This window comes from Streptomyces sp. NPDC025651 (assembly GCF_055558735.1).
In genome coordinates, this window is record NZ_JBVHLZ010000002.1 from 436,033 (window position 1) to 453,492 (window position 17,460).

Genomic DNA, 17,460 nt, shown 5'->3' on the forward strand with positions numbered 1-17,460 from the left:
GTGACGGCAGCGTAGTCGGGCCTCATGTCCTCTGGCTGCCCCGGTGCAGGTCCCATATCCATACGCCGCCCACCCACTTTCCGGGTTGGCCGACAAGTGCCTCCACGGTCAGGCGCAGTTCCTGGTCGTTCGGCTGCGGGGCGAGGACCAGGAGGCCCGCCTTCCAGAACGCCAGGTCCTCGCGGGCCGCGGCGCGCCAGGCGGGCGTGACCTTCGGGACGCGGCCCAGGGTGCGGACGTCGCGCAGGAGGTTCGACGTGTTGCGGGGCGAGGGGCCGTAGATGCCGACGCGGTCCGGGCCCCAGGGCCCGTTGAAGTAGCCGCCGGGGATGCGGAAGCCCAGGTCGGCGGTGGTCTGCCAGTGCAGGCCCTCCGCGTTGGCGGGGTCGGGGACGGGCACCGGCACGAGGGTCTCGCCCTCGCCCAGGTACGAGCGCCAGGTGCCCTGCGCGATGAACGGCGGGACGTCGACCCGGTCCACGGCCCTGAGCGGCGCGGGCACGATCGGCAGCAGCGCGACGGCGACGGCCGCCAGGCCCGCGAACCGCGCGGGCCCGGAGACGGCGCCGGCCACCGGACCGTCGTGCCGGAGCGTGCGCCGGGGCGCCCGCAGCAGACCGGCGAGTGCCAGCGCGAGCAGCATGCCGAGCGCCGGGGCGCACACCATCGCCACGCGTGACTCGATGACGGACTCGAAGAGCGGGCGGTCGGAGAGCAGCGCCCACGGCCCCGGGAGCACGATGTCCGTGCGGGGGACGCGGAACTTCGGGCCCAGCGACAGGAGCGCCGCGGCGACGGCGGTGAACGCCAGCGCCTTGACCACCGCGCGCTCCCAGAGGCGTACGACGATCGCGAAGGCGAGGGCGGCGAGCGGCCAGCCGTAGAAGGCGTTCTGCTCGGTGGGGTTCATCGACAGGGCGCTCGCGGACTCCCTGTCGCCCGCGAGGGAGCGCTCGGCGAAGGAGACGAAGGCCAGCGGGCTGTTGCCGGCGTTGTCGCCGTGCAGCACGCTCTTGTAGCTCTGCGGGCCGAAGAACTGCCAGTACAGCGGGAAGGCGACCAGCGGGACGCAGACCGCGAGGGCGATGCCGATGCCGCGCGCGAGGGGGCGCCAGGACGCCCTCGCCACGTCACGGCGTACGGCCGCGTACGCGAGGGCGAAGAGCACCATGCCGAGCGCGGCGAGCAGCAGCGGCTCCTCGCCCAGGAAGATCTGGTACGTCGTGCAGAGCCCGAGAACGACCCCGTCGCGCACGACGCGGGTGCCCTCGCACAGCCGCAGGGCCCTGTCGATGATCAGCGGGATCATGAACAGGACGACGAAGTTCGGGTGGGCGTTGCCGTGGCTGACCATCGGCGGCGCGAACGCGGCGAGGGCGGCGCCGACGGCGGCCGCGCCCCGGTGGGACACGAGGCGCCGCAGGATCAGCCGGTACCAGGCGAGCGCGGTGAGGGTCAGGCCGCCGGTCATCGCGACGTTCAGGGCGGCCGCGGGGCCGAGGAGCCAGGTCACCGGGGCGAGCGGGACGGAGAGGCCGAGCATGACCGTGTTGGCCATGAGGTTCACGCCGTCCGGCACGTTCTGGAGGGTGGTGAACAGGGGGTTCTGGAGGTGGCGGACGTTGTCCGCCGTCACCGCGAAGAACCACTCCCACTGGTTCTGGTCCTGCATCGAGTCGGGGATGTAGCGGTGGTCGGGCGAGACCAGGCGGCCCGAGTAGAGGATGACCGAGAAGGCCAGGAAGAGGAGCGCGGCCAGGATGTCGGCGCGGCGGACCGCGCGGGCCTTGAGGACGGTCAGCTCGGCGAGGACCCTGGCGTAGTCCAGCGGCCTGACCTTCGATCCCTCCTGGTGGGACCAGCGCACGGGGACCTCGGAGACGGGCCAGCCGGCCCGCCGGAAGTACTGCAGTATCTCGACGTCGATGCCCCAGCCGTGCAGCCGGGAAGCGGCGAACGCCTCGCGTGCCCGGTCGCCGTCGAAGAGCTTGAATCCGCACTGGGTGTCGCGGATCCCGGGGACGGCGACCGAGCGTATGAGGAAGTTGCCGGTACGCCCCAGGAGCTCGCGCAGGCGGTGCTGGTGTCTGCCGATGCTCGCGCCGGGCCGGGCGCGCGAGCCGATCGCGGCCGCGTGCCCGTCGGTGAGCGCCTTGTCGAGGACGTCGAGCTCCTCGATCGGCGCGGCGAGGTCCGCGTCGGTGACCAGGACGCGGCGGCCGTACGAGGCGAGGACGCCGAGGCGCAGGGCGTGGCCCTTGCCGCGGTTGCGCTCGCCGCGGACGAGCTGGACGCGGGGGTCGGCGGCGGCCGCCTCCGCGGCGATCTCCGCGGTGCGGTCGGTGGAGCCGTCGTCGACGACGATCACCTCCCACTCCCCGCGCTCCGTGGCGTCGAGGTACTCGCGGATCGCGGCCAGCGAGGGCCCCAGGCGCCGCTCCTCGTTGTACGCGGGGACGACGACGGACAGTTCGACGCTCATGCGGCGGCCAGCCGCTCGACGAGGGCCAGGGAGTGCGCGTTGTACTCCCTGACGATCGCGTGGGCGGCCGCCGGGTCGCGGCGCACCAGGGCGTCGACGAGCTCGGTGTGCCGGGACCAGAGGGTGCCGCGCAGGTCGCCGCCGCCCTCGCTCCAGCGGCGGAGGTGGGTGACGGCGCAGACCCAGGACTTCACGCGCAGGCGGTGCAGGAATTCGGAGAGGTAGGGGTTGCCGAAGAGGGCGCTGAGCTCGCGCCAGAAGCGGAGGTCGTAGCCGATCAGGACGGTCAGGTCGCCCGCGCAGGCCGCGCGGGCGGCCTCCTCGCCGCGGCGGCGTACGGAGAGCAGGGCGTCGCCCAGGTCGCCGCGCTCGGCGCCGTGCTCCGCGAGGTCGCGGAAGATGCCGTCGGCGACGAGGCCGCGGGCCTCCAGCATGCCGCGGTAGTCGTCCAGGGTGTGCTCGTGGACGCGGAAGCCGCGGTGCTGGTCGGCGTCCAGGAGGCCCTGGGCGGTGAGGTTCACCAGGGCCTCGCGGACGGGCGTCGCGGAGACGCCGTACTGCTCGGCGATCTCCTTCACCGTGAACTCCTGGCCGGGCTGCAGTCTGCCGGCCAGGACCTCGTCACGGAGGGCGTCGGCGATCTGCTGGCGCAGAGTGCTGCGGATGACGGCGGGGCCGTCGGTGCCGGGCATCTTTTTCCCCCGCGGAGTCCGTGTACGTGGTCGCTTACGAGCACGTCAGACTACGTGGTCGGGGTTCCGAGGAGCTGAGGCCCAGTTGACAGGTGCCCGGCAGCTTCGGGGTGTGCCCACCCTTCCCCGAGCTCTCGGTCACACCGTGTAGTCGTCCGCCACCGACAACGCAGCGTCCAGGGCCGCCAGGCCCTCCTTCGCCTCTGCCTCCGTGATGTTGCACGGCGGGACGACGTGGGTGCGGTTCATGTTGATGAAGGGCCACAGGCCGTTCTTCTTCGCCGCCGCGCCGAACGCCGCCATGGGGGCGTTCGCCTCGCCGGTGGCGTTGTAGGGGACCAGGGGCTCGCGGGTCTCCCGGTTCCTGACCAGCTCGAGGGCCCAGAACATGCCGACGCCCCGCACCTCGCCCACGCTCGGGTGGCGCTCGGCGAGGGCGCGCAGGCCCGGCTCGATGACCTGGGCGCCCAGGTTCGCGGCGTGCTCGACGACGCGCTCCTGCGCCATGACGTTCATCGTCGCGACGGCGGCGGCGCAGGCCAGCGGGTGCCCGGAGTAGGTGAGCCCGCCCGGGTAGGGCCGCTCGGCGAAGGTCTCCGCGATCTTCCCGGAGATGGCGACGCCACCGAGCGGCACGTAGCCGGAGTTCACGCCCTTGGCGAAGGTCATCAGGTCCGGCACGACGTCGAAGAGGTCGGCGGCGAACCACTCGCCGGTGCGGCCGAAGCCCGCCATGACCTCGTCCAGGACGAAGACGATGCCGTACTTGTCGCACAGCGCGCGGACGCCCGCGAGGTAGCCGGGCGGCGGGACCATGATGCCCGCGGTGCCGGGCACGGTCTCCAGGATGATCGCCGCGACCGTCTGCGGACCCTCGTAGACGATGGTGTCCTCGAGGTGCTGGAGGGCGCGCTCGCACTCCTGCTGCTCGGTCTCGGCGTAGAAGCGGGAGCGGTACAGGAACGGCGCCCAGAATCGGACGACGCCCGCCGTGCCGGTGTCGGAGGCCCAACGGCGCGGGTCGCCGGTGAGGTTGATCGCCTGATGGGTGCCGCCGTGGTACGAGCGGTAGGCGGAGAGCACCTTGGGGCGGCCCGTGTGCAGACGGGCCATGCGGGTGGCGTGCTCGACGGCGTCGGCGCCGGCGTTCGTGAAGAAGATCTTGTCCAGGTCGCCGGGGGTCCGCTCGGCGATGAGGCGTGCGGCCTCGGAGCGGGCCTCGACGGCGAAGGCGGGCGCGAACGTCGTCATCGTCGCCGCCTGCTCCTGGATCGCGGCGACGACCTTCGGGTGCTGGTACCCGATGTTGGTGTAGACGAGGCCGCTGGTGAAGTCGAGGTAACGGTTCCCGTCGTAGTCCCAGAAGTACGAGCCTTCGGCACCGGCGACGGCCAGCGGGTCGATGAGCTCCTGTGCGGACCAGGAGTGAAAGACGTGCGCACGGTCCGCGGCCTTCACGGCCCGCCCGTCTCCCGCCACCGCCTTTCCAACGAGGCGCTGCGCGGCGCCCATCTTGTCTCCGACCTGGGGATTCGGCTGAGGGGTCATGGGGCCGAGGGTAAATGTCCGCAGAGTGGACACGACATGGGCGTCCTGTCTGGCGTGTGGGGCGGAACACGACAGAGTGTCGCGGGCGGGACGCTGCCCCGTCGTCGTGGGGAATCAGTCGTCGTACGGGATCAGTCGTCGTCCGTGTCCGGCACGACCTTGGCCCGCGGCCCGTCCGCCGCGCACCGGATCTCGTACGGCAGGTCCTCCTGCTCGTCGTCGTCCCCCGGCTCGGCCTCGAGCCGCACGACGGCCGCGGGCCCGCGCTCCACGTCGTCGTCGATGTGGAACCCGTCGGCGGGACTCCAGGAGACGAGATAGACGGTGCCGTCGGCACGGCACTCGACGGTGGCGGAGCCACCGGTGAACCGGACGGTGGAGCGCTCGGCGGTGGGCGAGGGAGAGGGCGAGGAGGAGGGCGTACGACTCGGCTTCCCGGAGGGAGAGGCCGAACCGGCGCCGGAGGGCGAACCCGAGGAAGATCCGGCACCCGAGGGCGACGACGCACCGCCACCGCCACCAGCCCTCGCGCCGTCCAGGGCACGCCGCACGGCGGCCTCGTCCAAAGGACGGCTGTGAGCCGATTCCCCCGCACTGTCCGAACTGGCCAACTGCCAGGCGCCCAGCGCCCCCGCCGCCGTGCCCACGGCCACCCACGCGGCCGTGACGACGGCGCTCCGCCACTTCCTCATCCCGCCACTGTGCCGCATCGTTTCCTAACGCCCGGTTAAGCCCCCGACAAACCCCCTGACTACGGTGGTTGTATGGCGCATCTTCTTGTCGTCGAGGACGACCCCCAACTCCGTGGCGCGCTGGTGCGGGCCCTGCGCGACAAGGGGCACGCGGTGGCGACCGCGCCGAGCGGCATGGCGGGCCTGGACGCGGCGGTGACCAGCAGGCCCGACCTGGTGGTCCTCGACCTGGGCCTGCCGGACGTCGACGGGGCGCAGGTCCTGCGGATGCTGCGCGCGGTGAGCGACGTCCCGGTGATCGTGGCCACGGCCCGCGACGACGAGCCGGAGATGGTGACGGTCCTGGAGGCCGGGGCGGACGACTACATCGTGAAGCCGTTCGGCGCCGCGCAGTTGGACGCCCGGGTCAAGGCGGTCCTGCGCCGTCTCGGCGCGACGGAGACGGAGGAACCCCTCCACATCGGCACGCTCTCCATCGACCCGGCCTCCCGCGAGGTGGCCCTGGACGGCCGCCCCATCGACCTCACACCACGCGAGTTCGACCTGCTCGCCTACCTGGCCCGCCGCCCCGGCCAGGTGATCTCGCGCCGCGAACTCCTCGCCGAGGTCTGGCAGCAGCCGCTGGGCGGCGCCGACAAGACGGTCGACGTCCACCTCTCCTGGCTCCGCCGCAAACTGGGAGAAACGGCCCAACAGCCGCGCTACCTCCACACGGTCCGCACGGTGGGGGTGAAGCTGACGCCTCCCGACGAGCCCGGGACCGAGCCGCCCCCCGCCGCGGCGGCGAGGCCCCGCGACGCAGAGGGCGAGTACGGACACGCACCCCACGCACCCGCACCGGCAGACATCCCCGCGCCGGAGGCCGACTGATGCGCCGCAGCGTCCTCCTCCTGACGGCGGCGACAACGGCCCTGGTCCTCACCGCACTTCTGGTCCCCCTCACCCTCCTCACCCGCACCCACGCCGCCGACCGCGCCACCTCCGAGGCCACCGCCCGCGCCCAGTGGGTCGCCCACGCCATCGGCCCGGCCCTGGCGACCGCCGACGAGCGCGAGACCGCCGAGCAGACGGTGGAGAGCGTCAACGGCAAGGACCTGCCGACCACTTCACTGGTCCTCGCGGACAACGAGGTCATCGGCCCGCACCCGCGGCGCACCCCCGCCGTCACGGACCCGATCCGCCTGGCCCGCACGGGCCGCGCCTTCACCTACGAGCCCGAGTCCGGCGGCCGTCTGGTCCTCGTCCCCGTCCAGGGCGCCAAGGACGGCACGGCGGTGGTCCAAGTGACGCTCACCGAGTCCCAGTTGTACGCGGGCACCCTCGCCTCCTGGCTGGTCCTCGCCGGCATCGGCGTAGGCCTCGTACTCCTGGGCCTCCTCCTCGCCGACCGCCTCGGCGCACGCCTGGTCGGCGCGACCCGCCGCCTCGCCCGCACGGCGGACCGCCTGGCCGCCGGCGACCTCACGGCACGTGCCACCCCCGAGGGCCCGCCCGAACTCCGCCTGATCGCGGGCGAACTGAACCGGCTCGCCGCCCGCATCGACGAGCTCCTGACCGCCGAGCGCGAGAACGCCGCCGACCTGGCCCACCGCCTCCGCACCCCGGTGGCGGCCCTGCGCCTGGACGCGGAGACGCTGCGCGACCCGGACGAGGCACACCGCATCGCGGCGGACGTCACGGCCCTGGAGCGCAGCGTCGACGAGGTGATCCGCAAGGCGAGGCGCCCCCTGCGCGAGGCGCCGAGCGCGGACCTGGCGGCGGTGGCGCGGGAACGAGCGGCGTTCTGGGAGCCGCTGGCGGAGGACCAGAACCGCGAGACCCGCACCACGACACCACCTCACGGGGCCCCGGTCCCGGTACCGGTCCCGGAGGACGAACTGGCCGCGGCCCTGGACGCGTTGATAGGCAACGTCCTGGACCACACCCCACACGGCACACCCTTCACGATCACGGTCCGCACGACAGGGACCGCACCCCACACGAGGACCCACGCGGAACTGACCGTCGCGGACGAGGGCCCCGGCTTCCCCGACACCACGTCCCCCGACCGGGGCACCAGCGGCGCGGGCTCCACGGGCCTGGGCCTGGACATCGCCCGCCGCACGGCCGAAGAGGCGAACGGCACCTTCGGGACGCGGAGCACCCCGCAGGGCGCGAGTGTCACGCTGACGTTCCCCCTCACGCCGACGCCTCTCCCCGCGACGCCCCTCACGCGGCCCGGGGAAACGCCGTGCGCACCGCCCGGGCCCACTTGTTGATGCCCAGCTCGGGCCGCACCGCCGCATACCCGCCGCAGTACTTCGTGAAGTCGGCGGCGCGCACCCCGAACCGGTGCAACACCCGGTCGGCGTCGGTCAGATGCCCCTTCGTCTTGGTCTCGACGAGCACGAGCCCGCTGTCGGCCTCGGCGCTCCGCCCGGTCACCGTGTCACGGACGACGAGCCCGGCGTCGCACGTGATGCGCTGCCCGTCGGCGACGAAGGTCGCGCGCCGGTAGTCGGTGACCAGCGAGGTGACGAGCCCACGAGGAGCGTCGATCCCGTACGACCCCCGCAGCACCCCGGACAGGAACCCCCGCCGGGCCTCGTCCAGGACGTGGTCACCCCCTTCGAGCCGCTGCCGGTGCTTGACGGTCTCGCCGCGCCCGCTCTTCAGCTTGATCTCGAACTGCCGCTCCCCGCTGTCCTGGTAGACGCGCTCGCGGATGCGGTACCGCAGGCGCCGGCCCTGCCGGTGGTCGTGGAAGGTGACCAGTTCGGGGGTGTCGTAGTACGTCGAGTGGTACCGGAACCACCTCTTCCCTCCGATGCTGAGCGCCCGGAAGGGCCCGCCGGCCCGCCGTGGGTCGGTGAGCAGCGCCGCGAGATCCTCGAAGATCTCGACGGGCACGAGGTAGCTGTTGTCGTAGCGGGCGAGGAGCTCGGCCCGCGCGTTCACCTCGTCCAGCGCGATGGGGTGCGCGGCGAGGGCGGCGCGGCCGATGGCGCGTACGGCGGGGTTCACACGGTCTCCTTCGGGTGACTGGGGGGAAACGTGGTGGACCGGGTCGTGCGTCGTCGTACGGTCAACTCCCGGGACGGTACCGAAGGTTCCGGCTGACGGAAGCGGACTTCCAGGACCATGAGGTCGCGTACGTAGTCCACCTCCTGGACGGTCCACCCCAGAGGCCGCCCGAGGCGCCGCTCCAGCTCGGCGCGGAGCGGGCCCTCCTCGCGGTAGACCGCGTCGAGCGTGACGACCGCGCGCCGGTCGCGGGCGAAGAGGCGGGGGTGATCGGCGCCGTACATGACCACGAGCAGCACGGCAGCGAGCCCGGTCGCCACCGGCAGGCTCAGCCCCGGAAGACCGCAGAGCAGGCCGAGGACCAGGGTGATGAAGTAGTACGCCACTTCCTGGTGCTGCAGGGCGTCGGAGCGCAGCCGCACGATCGAGAGCACTCCGAAGAGCCCGAAGCCCAGGGCGAGTCCACCGTTCCCGCCGACGGTCCCGAGCCCGGCGACCACCGCGAACAGGGCGACGTTCAGGGCGAGATACGCGGGGACGAGCTCGCGCCTGCGGTGCCGCGGATAGAAGACGCCGAAGGTCAGCAGGGAGACGGCGGCCAGATCGAGGCCCAGGTGGGCGCTGAGGGTCAGTGTGCTGTCCATGGCGAGGACGCTAGGGACGGGCGGGTTAAGCCCGCCCCTCACGAAAGTTAACGAACGGGCCCGCCGCCGAGACCGCGCGGCATCCCTATTGACAGCCTCCTGTCATTTCGACAGCATGCTTACGTACGCGCCGCTCGCCCACCGCCGGAGGTCGTCATGTCCCGCAAGCCCGCACACCTGGCCGTCTACGACACGCTCGCCGACTGGGAGACCGGCCACACCACGGCCTGGCTCGCCCGCGCCGGGTACGAGATCCGCACGGTCGCGCCCTCCGCGGCCCCGGTCCGCTCCATGGGCGGCCTGCGCGTCCAGGCCGACCTGGCGCTCGACGGGCTGCGGCCCGAGGACAGCTCGCTGCTGATCCTGCCGGGCGCCGACCTGTGGGACACGAGCGAGGACCTGGCGCCGTTCGCGCGCACGGCCCGCGCGTTCCTCGACGCCGGGGTGCCGGTCGCCGCGATCTGCGGCGCCACGGCGGGACTCGCCCGCGAGGGGCTCCTCGACGACCGCGCGCACACCAGCGCGGCGTCGATGTACCTGGCGGCCACCGGCTACAAGGGCGGCGAGCGGTACGTGGAGGCGGACGCGGTCACCGACGGCGACCTGATCACGGCGGGCCCGACGGAGCCGGTCGCGTTCGCGCGGGAGGTCTTCGGCCGGCTCGGCGGCGTCTTCGACGACGAGAAGCTCGACGCCTGGTACCGCCTCTTCCACGACTCGGACCCGGCGGCGTTCGAGACCCTCAACTCCTGAGCGGGGCACGGACGACGAACAGGAGAGCAGGGACGATGACCGAAGAAGAAGAGCGCCGTGAGCAACAGGACCTGCTCAGCCGCACCGCCCTGACCGTCTTCCGCCTGAACGGCCGCTTCCTCGCCGCATCGGAGGAGTTGGCGAAGCCCGCCGGGCTGACCGCCGCCTGGTGGCAGGTGCTCGGCGCGGTGCTGCGCGAGCCCCTGCCGGTCGCGGGCATCGCCCGGGCGATGGGCATCACGCGGCAGAGCGTGCAGCGCGTGGCGGACCTCCTCGTACGCAAGGACCTCGCCGAGTACGTGCCGAACCCGGCCCACCGCCGCGCCAAACTGCTGCGTCCCACGGCCGGGGGGCGAGCCGCCGTGGCGCGGATCGACCCGGGCCACGCGGAGCTCGCCGGACGGCTCGCGGCAGCGCTCGGCGAGGACGAGTTCCAGGAAACCGTACGGGTGTTGGAACGCCTCGCCGCGGTCATGGACTCCGTCGCCGACGCCGATCCGGAACCCGTTGCGGAACCCGTTACGGAACCGTAGAGAGCAGCCCGTCCCACCCTGTCGTAGGGCCGCACTATCCTCACTCTGTTGCACACCAATGGGGGAGGTCGGTGCGGCGATGGAAAAGCTCGGGCCCGGTGATCCGCAGCGGATCGGCGCCTACCGGCTGCTGGCGCGGCTCGGCGCCGGCGGCATGGGTCAGGTGTATCTCGCGCGGTCGGGACGGGGCCGCACGGTCGCGGTCAAGCTGGTCCGCCAAGAGCTCGCGGAGCAGGAGGAGTTCAGGAGCCGCTTCCGGCAGGAGGTGAGCTCCGCGCGGCAGGTCGGCGGCGCGTGGACGGCGCCGGTCCTGGACGCGGACACCGAGGCGGACGTCCCGTGGGTCGCCACGGGGTACGTCGCGGGTCCCTCGCTGCAGACCGTCGTCTCGCACGACCACGGCCCGCTGCCCGAACGCTCGGTGACCGTCCTCGCGGCCGGACTCGCGGGCGCGCTCAAGGACATCCACGCCGCGGGCATCGTCCACCGCGACCTCAAGCCGTCGAACGTCCTGATCACGATCGACGGCCCGCGCGTCATCGACTTCGGCATAGCCCGCGCCCTGGAGACGGTCACCGACGGCGGCCTGACCCGCACCGGCGCGCTGGTCGGATCGCCCGGCTTCATGGCGCCCGAGCAGGTCCGCGGGGACCGCATCACCCCGGCGTGCGACGTGTTCTGCCTCGGCTCCGTCCTCGCCTACGCCGCGTCGGGAGCGCTGCCCTTCGGCACGGCCAACAGCGGTGTGCACGCGCTGATGTTCCGCATCGCGCAGGAGGATCCCGACCTGGCGGGCATCCCCGAGAGCCTCACCGAGCTGATCTCCCTGTGCCTGCGCAAGGACCCGGCGGCCCGGCCGTCGCTCGACGAGGTCCTGGAGCGGACGGGCGCCGCGGACGCCCTCGGCGACGGCCGCGCGCTCGACCCGTGGCTGCCGGGCGCGCTGGTCGCCCAACTGGGGCGGCACGCCGTGCAGTTGCTGGACGCGGAGGACCCGGACGAGACGGGCCCGGCCTCGGTGCCGGACGCGCCCGGGGCTGCCGGGACCCCAAAGGCCACTCCCCCGGCAGCCGCCACCCCCGAAGGCGACGACGAAGCCACGCCCCCACCCCCCGGCAGGCCCGGCGCCGCGCCCGTCAACCACCTGCCCACCATGGTGTCCGGCCAGGCCCCGCCGCCCACGCCGCCGCCCGGCGCACCCTCGTACGGCTATCCGCAGCAGCACCCGCAGCCCGCCGCCTACGGCTACCCGCACCAGCCCCAGCCACATCCCCAGCCGCCGGGCTACGGCTCGACGCCCCCGTACGGCCCCGGTCTCTACGCCCCCGCCGCCGCGCCCGAACCCCCGCGCCGCAGCGGGCGTTCGACCGCGGCCCTGATCGTCGTGGCGTTGATAGTGGCCATCGGAGCGGGCGGCACCGTCTACGCCGTCATGAACGGCGACGGCACCGAGAAGAAGCAGGGCGACGACGCGAGGAACTCCGCGAGCAGCGCGCCCGAGACCCCGGGCACCGGTTCGCCGACGGCCGAGGCGTCCGGCCAGGAGGCGGCCACCCCGGACGCCGTCGACGACACGATCCCCGACAAGTACCTGGGCACCTGGTCGGGCGGCCTCGACACCGACTCCGGCCACAGCACCCGCGAACTCACCCTGCAGCAGGGCGAGGTGGGCGACACGGTCCTCTCGGTGACGGCGGACGGACCGACCGACGGCGGCGGCACCTACCACTGCGTCTTCCAGGGCAAGCTGGTCTCCGCCTCCGAGGACCGGCTGCGCATCGGCCCGACCGAGGTCACCGTCGGCGAACCCATGTCGTCCTGCACGCCGGGCGAGCCGAGCGTCATCACGATCCTCGGCAACGGCAAGCTGCGGCGCGCGAACACGGACGGCAGCGGCGAGTTGACGTACACCAAGGGGAGTTGACGGCCCGCGGCACGGGCGAGCTGAACCGGCGGAGAACAACAGCCGACAGAACGGGGAAGCGGGCCCCGGGCGGCCCCGCGCCGCCTACCGTCACCGCCCATGGACTGGTTGAGCGCCGAGAACACCATCGCCGTGGTCACGGCGGCGCTCGGCCTCGCCGCCACCGTCGGCGCGCTCTGGTACGAACGCCGGGTGCCGCGCCGCAAGCGGATCGGCTACCGCGTCCAGATGGACACGGCCATAGGGGACAACGTCCGCACGGGCGGCGCCAACGCCCGCCTCGGCCTGTTCGACGAGACCCCCGAGATGTCGGACGCCACCCTCGTCCTGCTGCGCGTCGAGAACGACGGCTCGCAGTCGATCTCGGACGCCGACTACACGGGCCGCGCCCTGCACGGCCTGACCGCCGTCTTCACCGGCCGCACCGTCCGCGGCATCGCGGTCACCGCGCCGCCCGGCGCCGACCACCTGATGGAGCACTTCGCCCCGGGCGCGGGACTGCGCTACGAGGGCAGCACCCTGCACATCCCGCGCGTCCCGCTCAACAGGGGCCAGCACTACAAGCTCCTCGTGCTGCTCACCGGCGGCCCCGTCGGCGGCGAGATCACCATGTCCGGCGGCATCCAGGCGGGCGAGGTGCAGCCCAACCGCTCGACCACGCCCGACGACAAGCCGCCGCTCCTGTCCCGCCCCGCCCAGCTCCTGACGGTCCTGCTCACGCTCTCCGTCGTGACGCTCGCCTCGATCATCGTGCTGCGGGACGACGATCCGCCGCCGATCGAGTGCGCGACGGGCGAGCTGACGGTGCTCGGCTCGACGGCGTTCGCTCCGGTCGCCGAGGAGCTCGCGGCCGCGTACGAGGAGGACTGCCCGGGATCCGACATCACGGTCGGCGCGCACGGCAGCGCGGCGGGCGTGCGCGAACTGGACGACAGGGGGCGCGCGTTCACCGGCGGCTCCGGGAAGCACCCCGAGAAGGGCGCGGGGAAGGGCTCCCCGCCCCTGCTCACCTTCTCCGACGGCCCCAAGTCCGACGGCTTCCCGCGCCTCGCCGAGACCCGCGTGGCGATCTCCGTCTTCGCGCTCGTCCTCAACGACCGCGTACCACTGCGGAATCTGACGCTGCCCCAGGTGCGCCGCATCTACCGCGGAGACGTACGCAACTGGAAGGAGCTCGGCGGACCCGACCTGCCGGTGGTCCTGGTCAGCAGGGGATCGAGCTCGGGCACCCGCGACACGCTCCAACGCCGCGTCCTGGGCGGCGGCTTCGAGGTCAAGGCGTCGTCCAACGACTGCCTGGGCAAGGACGACCCGTCCGTGCCGGTGACACGCTGCGAGCTGGACTCCACCGACCAGGTCCTGGACGCCGTCGGCCGCATCCCCGGCGCCGTCGGCTACAGCGAACTGCGCGCCGCGTCCGGCCTCAAGGGCCTGCACCGGCTGAACCTGGAGGGCCACGAGCCGTCCGTGGAGCAGCTGGAGAAGAGCGGCTACCCCTACCGCGAGATCGAGTACGCCTACACCTACGGACAGCCGCCCGCCGACTCGCTGGCCTCCAGCTTCCTCGCCTACGCGCGCGGCAACGGCCTGGACGTCATCCGCACCCACGGCCATCTGCCGTGCTCCACCCCGGAGGGCCTGCGCATCTGCGGCGACGAGAACCCGGGGTGAGCCCCGGTCACTCCACGGCCGTCCACCGCACGGCCGTCCACCGCACGGCCCCCTACTCCACGGCGAGCACGATCACGCTGTCGCCCGCGCCGAGGCTCAGCCGCTCCCGCTTGCCCGGGTTGAGCCGCACCCCGAAGGCGGGCGGGAGCGCGGCCTCCTCGGCCAGGCGGTAGCCGATCGCGCACTGCCCCTGGCGGCGGGCGGACTCGACGACGGTGGCGTACGAGACCTCGTGGCCCGGCGCGACGTAGTCACAGGCGGGCCTGAGGTAGATCTCACTGCCCTCGGGATCACCCAACTCCCTGAAGAGTCCGGCCAGTTCGTGGTTCTCGGCGATCTGCGTCATCAGCAGGCTGACGATCTTTCCGCTGACGATGAAGTCGGTGCCCTCGCTGAGCGGGGCGAGCGCGCGGTTGCGGTCGTCGGACATCTCCGTGACGACGGGCAGATGCCGGTTCAGGGCACGCCCCAGGGCACGCAGATGCAGCAGCGTGACGAGGGTGCCGACGTCGGAATCGGCGCCGATCCGCCCCTCCTCGTCCTCGTAGCCGAGCACGACGACACTCGCGTACGAGCCGATGTCGAGCTCCGAGAGCACCTCGGGCCGGTCGGTGGCGCCGCACCGGAAGCCGGTCTTGAGGCGGTCGGGCGGCGTGAGGGCGGCGGCCTCGTCCACGGCACGGTCGCCGTGCGCGACGATGTCGAGGACCGATCCCGGGGCGACGTACCCGTCGAGCTGCTCGATGATCAGCGGGGCGCGGCGGTTCCAGCCGAGCAGCAGGATCCGCTCCGGGACGGCCTCGCGCGGGAGGGGCACGACGACGGCGGCCTCGTCCACCTCCGGCGCGCGGCCCGTGTCCATCACCACGGCGTCGTCGTCGGCGGCCACCGCGACGATCCGGTCGTCCGCGCCGATCGTGGTGGCGGGGGGCGGGTTGACGGCGACCGAGCCGTCCGGGCGCACCAGGCCGACCACCGACGACGTCTCGTACGCGAGCAGCGCGTCGCCGAAGGTGCGGCCGACCAGGGCGGGCGGCGCGGGGACGGTGTAGAACTCGTCGCCCGCGAAGTCGAGGAGCTGCTGGTAGACGAGGGAGAGGCCGGGCTGGCGGGAGGTCTGCACGATGAGGCGGGCCGTGACGTCGTCGATGTTGAGCACGCAGCCGTCGTCGCCCGCGGCGAGGCAGGCGGCCGCGTGGTGCCTGCCGTCGCGCACGGCGGCGACCAGGTGAGCGTCGCCGCGCTGCCCGCCGCCGCTGTTCACGGCGAGCAGGGTCTTGATGACCTGGGAGTCGGCGTCCTCGTCGCCGGGTGAGACGACGAGGATGGAGCGGGCGGTGTGCAGGCCCACGCGCCCGATGACCGCCGGGTCGCCGGTGTCCCCGGTCCGGCAGATCACCCGCGTCGTCCCGGTGTCGGGCACCTGCGTGTGGATCTCGCCCTCCATGGCCACCTTGTCGCGGTCGGCGAGGATGGCGACGGCGGCCCTGCGCTGATTGGCGTTGGCCTCGACGAGCTCGCTGACGATGGGGAAGACCTGGTCCGACCAGCCGAGGACGACGGTGTGCCGCTCCTCGATCACCTGGGAGCGCCCGAGCCGCAGCGACATGATCTTCCTGTTCACGCCGGCCGTGATGAGGCCGACGAGGGTGGACGCGAAGAACAGGGCGACCAGGGCGAGCAGCACGGACAGCGCGACGTAGGCGGGCGTCCCGATCGCGCCGCCGCCGATCTTGAAGGTGGTGCCGATGCTCTTCCAGATGGCGACGGCCTGGTTGGAGAGGGTCGTCGGGGTGTTCTTGTCCGCCCAGACGAGGGCCGCGCTGGCGGGCACGACGATGACCAGACACACGAGGGTGAGCCAGCCGATGAGCGCGGGCGTGCCGCGCGCCATGGTCTTGTCGAACCAGTAGCGCTGCCGCTGCCTGAGGGTCGGCTTGCGGACCTCGGTCATACAACGCCTCCCCTCACGGTTGGTGAGCGCTGTGCACGGACGGTGACTTCTCATGATCGTCCGATGGCGGGGCGGGGTTCGCAAGCGCGAAAGGGGCACCCCGGCCGTGCCGGGGTGCCCCTTTCGTCGTACGGGAACCGCTAGATGAACGAGTTGATCTCGATCGTCTCGGTGCGGCCCGGGCCCACGCCGATCGCGGAGATCGGGGCGCCGGACATCTCCTCCAGGGCCTTCACGTAGCCCTGCGCGTTCTTCGGCAGGTCGGAGAAGGTCTGGGCCTTGGTGATGTCCTCGGACCAGCCCGGCAGCATTTCGTAGATCGGCTTCGCGTGGTGGAAGTCGGTCTGGTTGTACGGCAGTTCCTCGACGCGCTTGCCGTCGATCTCGTACGCGACACAGACCGGGATCTGCTCCCAGCCGGTGAGGACGTCGAGCTTGGTGAGGAAGAAGTCCGTCAGGCCGTTCACGCGGGTCGCGTAGCGGGCGATCGGGGCGTCGAACCAGCCGCAGCGGCGGTCACGGCCGGTCGTCACACCGCGCTCGCCGCCGATGGTGCGCAGCGCCTCGCCGTCGTCGTCGAACAGCTCCGTCGGGAACGGGCCCGCGCCGACGCGGGTCGTGTACGCCTTGAGGATGCCGATGACGCGGCTGATCTTCGTCGGGCCCACGCCGGTGCCGGTGCAGGCGCCGCCGGCGGTCGGGTTGGACGAGGTGACGAAGGGGTACGTGCCGTGGTCCACGTCCAGGAGCGTGCCCTGGCCGCCCTCGAACAGGACGACCTTGTCGTCGTCGAGCGCGTTGTTCAGGATCAGCGTCGTGTCGGCGACGTACTGCTTGATGTTCTCGCCGTGCTCCAGGAGCTGCTCGACGATCTGCTCGGCCTCGATGGCGCGACGGTTGAAGACCTTGGTGAGCAGCTGGTTCTTCTGCTCCAGAGCGGCTTCGACCTTCTGCTGCAGAATCGACTCGTCATAGAGGTCCTGCACGCGGATGCCGGTGCGGTTGATCTTGTCGGCGTAGGTCGGGCCGATGCCGCGGCCGGTCGTGCCGATCTTCCGCTTGCCGAGGAAGCGCTCGCCGACCTTGTCCACCGTCACGTTGTACGGCGTGATGATGTGCGCGTTTCCGCTGATCAGCAGCTTGGACGTGTCGACGCCGCGCTCGTTCAGACCGCTCAGCTCGGAGAGCAGGACCGACGGGTCGACGACGACTCCGTTGCCGATGACGGGCACACAGTCCGGGGAGAGAATCCCGGAAGGGAGGAGGTGCAGCGCGTACTTCTGGTCGCCTACGACAACCGTGTGGCCGGCGTTGTTGCCGCCCTGGTAGCGCACCACATAGTCCACCGAGCCACCGAGCAGGTCGGTGGCCTTTCCCTTGCCTTCGTCACCCCACTGAGCACCGAGCAGCACAAGTGCGGGCACAGGCGTACACCCCTTCCGGGCGGGGCATGTCCAAGGTCAGGGGCCGTAGCCGCCGTATGGGTGTGCCTTGGATGCTGCCCCGGAATAGACGAAGCCCCTGGCGCAATAGCGCAAGGGGCTCTTGCACAAAGATGCTACCC

The 17,460-nt window shown here is 72.4% G+C and carries 14 protein-coding genes; 6 read left to right on the forward strand and 8 right to left on the reverse strand.

Translation table 11 applies throughout. The annotated features are described in order from the left end of the window. Nucleotides 1-22 precede the first annotated feature (22 nt). The 4 genes from ACZ4D5_RS09995 to ACZ4D5_RS10010 all read right to left on the reverse strand — a co-directional run bounded on the left by ACZ4D5_RS09995 (nucleotide 23) and on the right by ACZ4D5_RS10010 (nucleotide 5,414). Nucleotides 23-2,482, reverse strand: coding sequence for a dolichyl-phosphate beta-glucosyltransferase (locus ACZ4D5_RS09995; RefSeq protein ID WP_467771857.1), 2,460 nt, complete (start codon nucleotides 2,480-2,482; stop codon nucleotides 23-25). Further along, complete coding sequence (locus tag ACZ4D5_RS10000) at nucleotides 2,479-3,174, reverse strand: GntR family transcriptional regulator (RefSeq protein WP_467771858.1); 696 nt, start codon at nucleotides 3,172-3,174, stop codon at nucleotides 2,479-2,481. Before ACZ4D5_RS10000 ends, ACZ4D5_RS09995 begins: the two co-directional genes overlap by 4 nt. A 138-nt stretch (nucleotides 3,175-3,312) precedes the next feature. Then, complete coding sequence (locus ACZ4D5_RS10005) at nucleotides 3,313-4,722, reverse strand: aminotransferase class III-fold pyridoxal phosphate-dependent enzyme (protein ID WP_467771859.1); 1,410 nt, start codon at nucleotides 4,720-4,722, stop codon at nucleotides 3,313-3,315. 131 nt (nucleotides 4,723-4,853) lie between these two features. Next, entirely contained in the window at nucleotides 4,854-5,414 is a 561-nt protein-coding gene (locus ACZ4D5_RS10010; protein WP_467771860.1) for a hypothetical protein, read from the reverse strand. Nucleotides 5,415-5,486: 72 nt separating this feature from the next. On the opposite strand from ACZ4D5_RS10010, the gene ACZ4D5_RS10015 reads away from it, so the two are divergent. Both ACZ4D5_RS10015 and ACZ4D5_RS10020 read left to right on the forward strand, forming a co-directional pair. Beyond that, complete coding sequence (locus ACZ4D5_RS10015; RefSeq protein ID WP_467771861.1) at nucleotides 5,487-6,284, forward strand: response regulator transcription factor; 798 nt, start codon at nucleotides 5,487-5,489, stop codon at nucleotides 6,282-6,284. Continuing rightward, on the forward strand, nucleotides 6,284-7,672 hold the full coding sequence (locus ACZ4D5_RS10020; RefSeq protein WP_467771862.1) for a sensor histidine kinase: 1,389 nt from the start codon (nucleotides 6,284-6,286) through the stop codon (nucleotides 7,670-7,672). The genes ACZ4D5_RS10015 and ACZ4D5_RS10020 overlap by 1 nt, the downstream gene beginning before the upstream one ends. Here the strand turns inward: ACZ4D5_RS10020 and ACZ4D5_RS10025 are convergent. Both ACZ4D5_RS10025 and ACZ4D5_RS10030 read right to left on the reverse strand, forming a co-directional pair. After that, nucleotides 7,623-8,417, reverse strand: a complete 795-nt coding sequence (locus ACZ4D5_RS10025) for a VTC domain-containing protein (protein WP_467771863.1) — start codon at nucleotides 8,415-8,417, stop codon at nucleotides 7,623-7,625. The two genes, ACZ4D5_RS10020 and ACZ4D5_RS10025, sit on opposite strands and share 50 nt — an antisense overlap. Continuing rightward, nucleotides 8,414-9,061, reverse strand: a complete 648-nt coding sequence (locus ACZ4D5_RS10030) for a DUF4956 domain-containing protein (protein ID WP_467771864.1) — start codon at nucleotides 9,059-9,061, stop codon at nucleotides 8,414-8,416. Before ACZ4D5_RS10030 ends, ACZ4D5_RS10025 begins: the two co-directional genes overlap by 4 nt. 156 nt (nucleotides 9,062-9,217) lie before the next feature. On the opposite strand from ACZ4D5_RS10030, the gene ACZ4D5_RS10035 reads away from it, so the two are divergent. The 4 genes from ACZ4D5_RS10035 to ACZ4D5_RS10050 all read left to right on the forward strand — a co-directional run bounded on the left by ACZ4D5_RS10035 (nucleotide 9,218) and on the right by ACZ4D5_RS10050 (nucleotide 13,942). Further along, a complete protein-coding gene (locus ACZ4D5_RS10035) occupies nucleotides 9,218-9,814 on the forward strand; it encodes a DJ-1/PfpI family protein (RefSeq protein WP_467771865.1) in 597 nt (198 codons plus the stop codon). 35 nt (nucleotides 9,815-9,849) lie between these two features. Beyond that, on the forward strand, nucleotides 9,850-10,347 hold the full coding sequence (locus ACZ4D5_RS10040; RefSeq protein ID WP_467771866.1) for a MarR family winged helix-turn-helix transcriptional regulator: 498 nt from the start codon (nucleotides 9,850-9,852) through the stop codon (nucleotides 10,345-10,347). A 79-nt stretch (nucleotides 10,348-10,426) separates the two neighbouring features. Next, nucleotides 10,427-12,271: a serine/threonine-protein kinase gene (locus ACZ4D5_RS10045; protein WP_467771867.1), complete on the forward strand. Its 1,845-nt coding sequence runs from the start codon at nucleotides 10,427-10,429 to the stop codon at nucleotides 12,269-12,271. Nucleotides 12,272-12,370: 99 nt separating this feature from the next. Then, nucleotides 12,371-13,942: a substrate-binding domain-containing protein gene (locus tag ACZ4D5_RS10050; protein WP_467771868.1), complete on the forward strand. Its 1,572-nt coding sequence runs from the start codon at nucleotides 12,371-12,373 to the stop codon at nucleotides 13,940-13,942. Between the two features lie 52 nt (nucleotides 13,943-13,994). On the opposite strand, the gene ACZ4D5_RS10055 is transcribed toward ACZ4D5_RS10050, so the two are convergent. Beyond that, a complete protein-coding gene (locus tag ACZ4D5_RS10055; RefSeq protein WP_467771869.1) occupies nucleotides 13,995-15,896 on the reverse strand; it encodes a CASTOR/POLLUX-related putative ion channel in 1,902 nt (633 codons plus the stop codon). Nucleotides 15,897-16,036: 140 nt separating this feature from the next. Further along, nucleotides 16,037-17,320, reverse strand: a complete 1,284-nt coding sequence (locus tag ACZ4D5_RS10060; RefSeq protein ID WP_362329750.1) for an adenylosuccinate synthase — start codon at nucleotides 17,318-17,320, stop codon at nucleotides 16,037-16,039. Nucleotides 17,321-17,460: the final 140 nt, after the last annotated feature.

Excerpts from the sequence above, each read along its gene's own strand:
- ACZ4D5_RS10000 (WP_467771858.1), bottom strand. The coding sequence starts at position 3,174 with ATGCCCGGCACCGACGGCCCCGCCGTCATCCGCAGCACTCTGCGCCAG.
- ACZ4D5_RS10020 (WP_467771862.1), top strand. The coding sequence starts at position 6,284 with ATGCGCCGCAGCGTCCTCCTCCTGACGGCGGCGACAACGGCCCTGGTC.
- ACZ4D5_RS10050 (WP_467771868.1), top strand. The coding sequence starts at position 12,371 with ATGGACTGGTTGAGCGCCGAGAACACCATCGCCGTGGTCACGGCGGCG.
- ACZ4D5_RS10040 (WP_467771866.1), top strand. The coding sequence starts at position 9,850 with ATGACCGAAGAAGAAGAGCGCCGTGAGCAACAGGACCTGCTCAGCCGC.
- ACZ4D5_RS10015 (WP_467771861.1), top strand. The coding sequence starts at position 5,487 with ATGGCGCATCTTCTTGTCGTCGAGGACGACCCCCAACTCCGTGGCGCG.
- ACZ4D5_RS10010 (WP_467771860.1), bottom strand. The coding sequence starts at position 5,414 with ATGAGGAAGTGGCGGAGCGCCGTCGTCACGGCCGCGTGGGTGGCCGTG.
- ACZ4D5_RS10005 (WP_467771859.1), bottom strand. The coding sequence starts at position 4,722 with ATGACCCCTCAGCCGAATCCCCAGGTCGGAGACAAGATGGGCGCCGCG.
- ACZ4D5_RS09995 (WP_467771857.1), bottom strand. The coding sequence starts at position 2,482 with ATGAGCGTCGAACTGTCCGTCGTCGTCCCCGCGTACAACGAGGAGCGG.
- ACZ4D5_RS10035 (WP_467771865.1), top strand. The coding sequence starts at position 9,218 with ATGTCCCGCAAGCCCGCACACCTGGCCGTCTACGACACGCTCGCCGAC.
- ACZ4D5_RS10030 (WP_467771864.1), bottom strand. The coding sequence starts at position 9,061 with ATGGACAGCACACTGACCCTCAGCGCCCACCTGGGCCTCGATCTGGCC.
- ACZ4D5_RS10055 (WP_467771869.1), bottom strand. The coding sequence starts at position 15,896 with ATGACCGAGGTCCGCAAGCCGACCCTCAGGCAGCGGCAGCGCTACTGG.
- ACZ4D5_RS10045 (WP_467771867.1), top strand. The coding sequence starts at position 10,427 with ATGGAAAAGCTCGGGCCCGGTGATCCGCAGCGGATCGGCGCCTACCGG.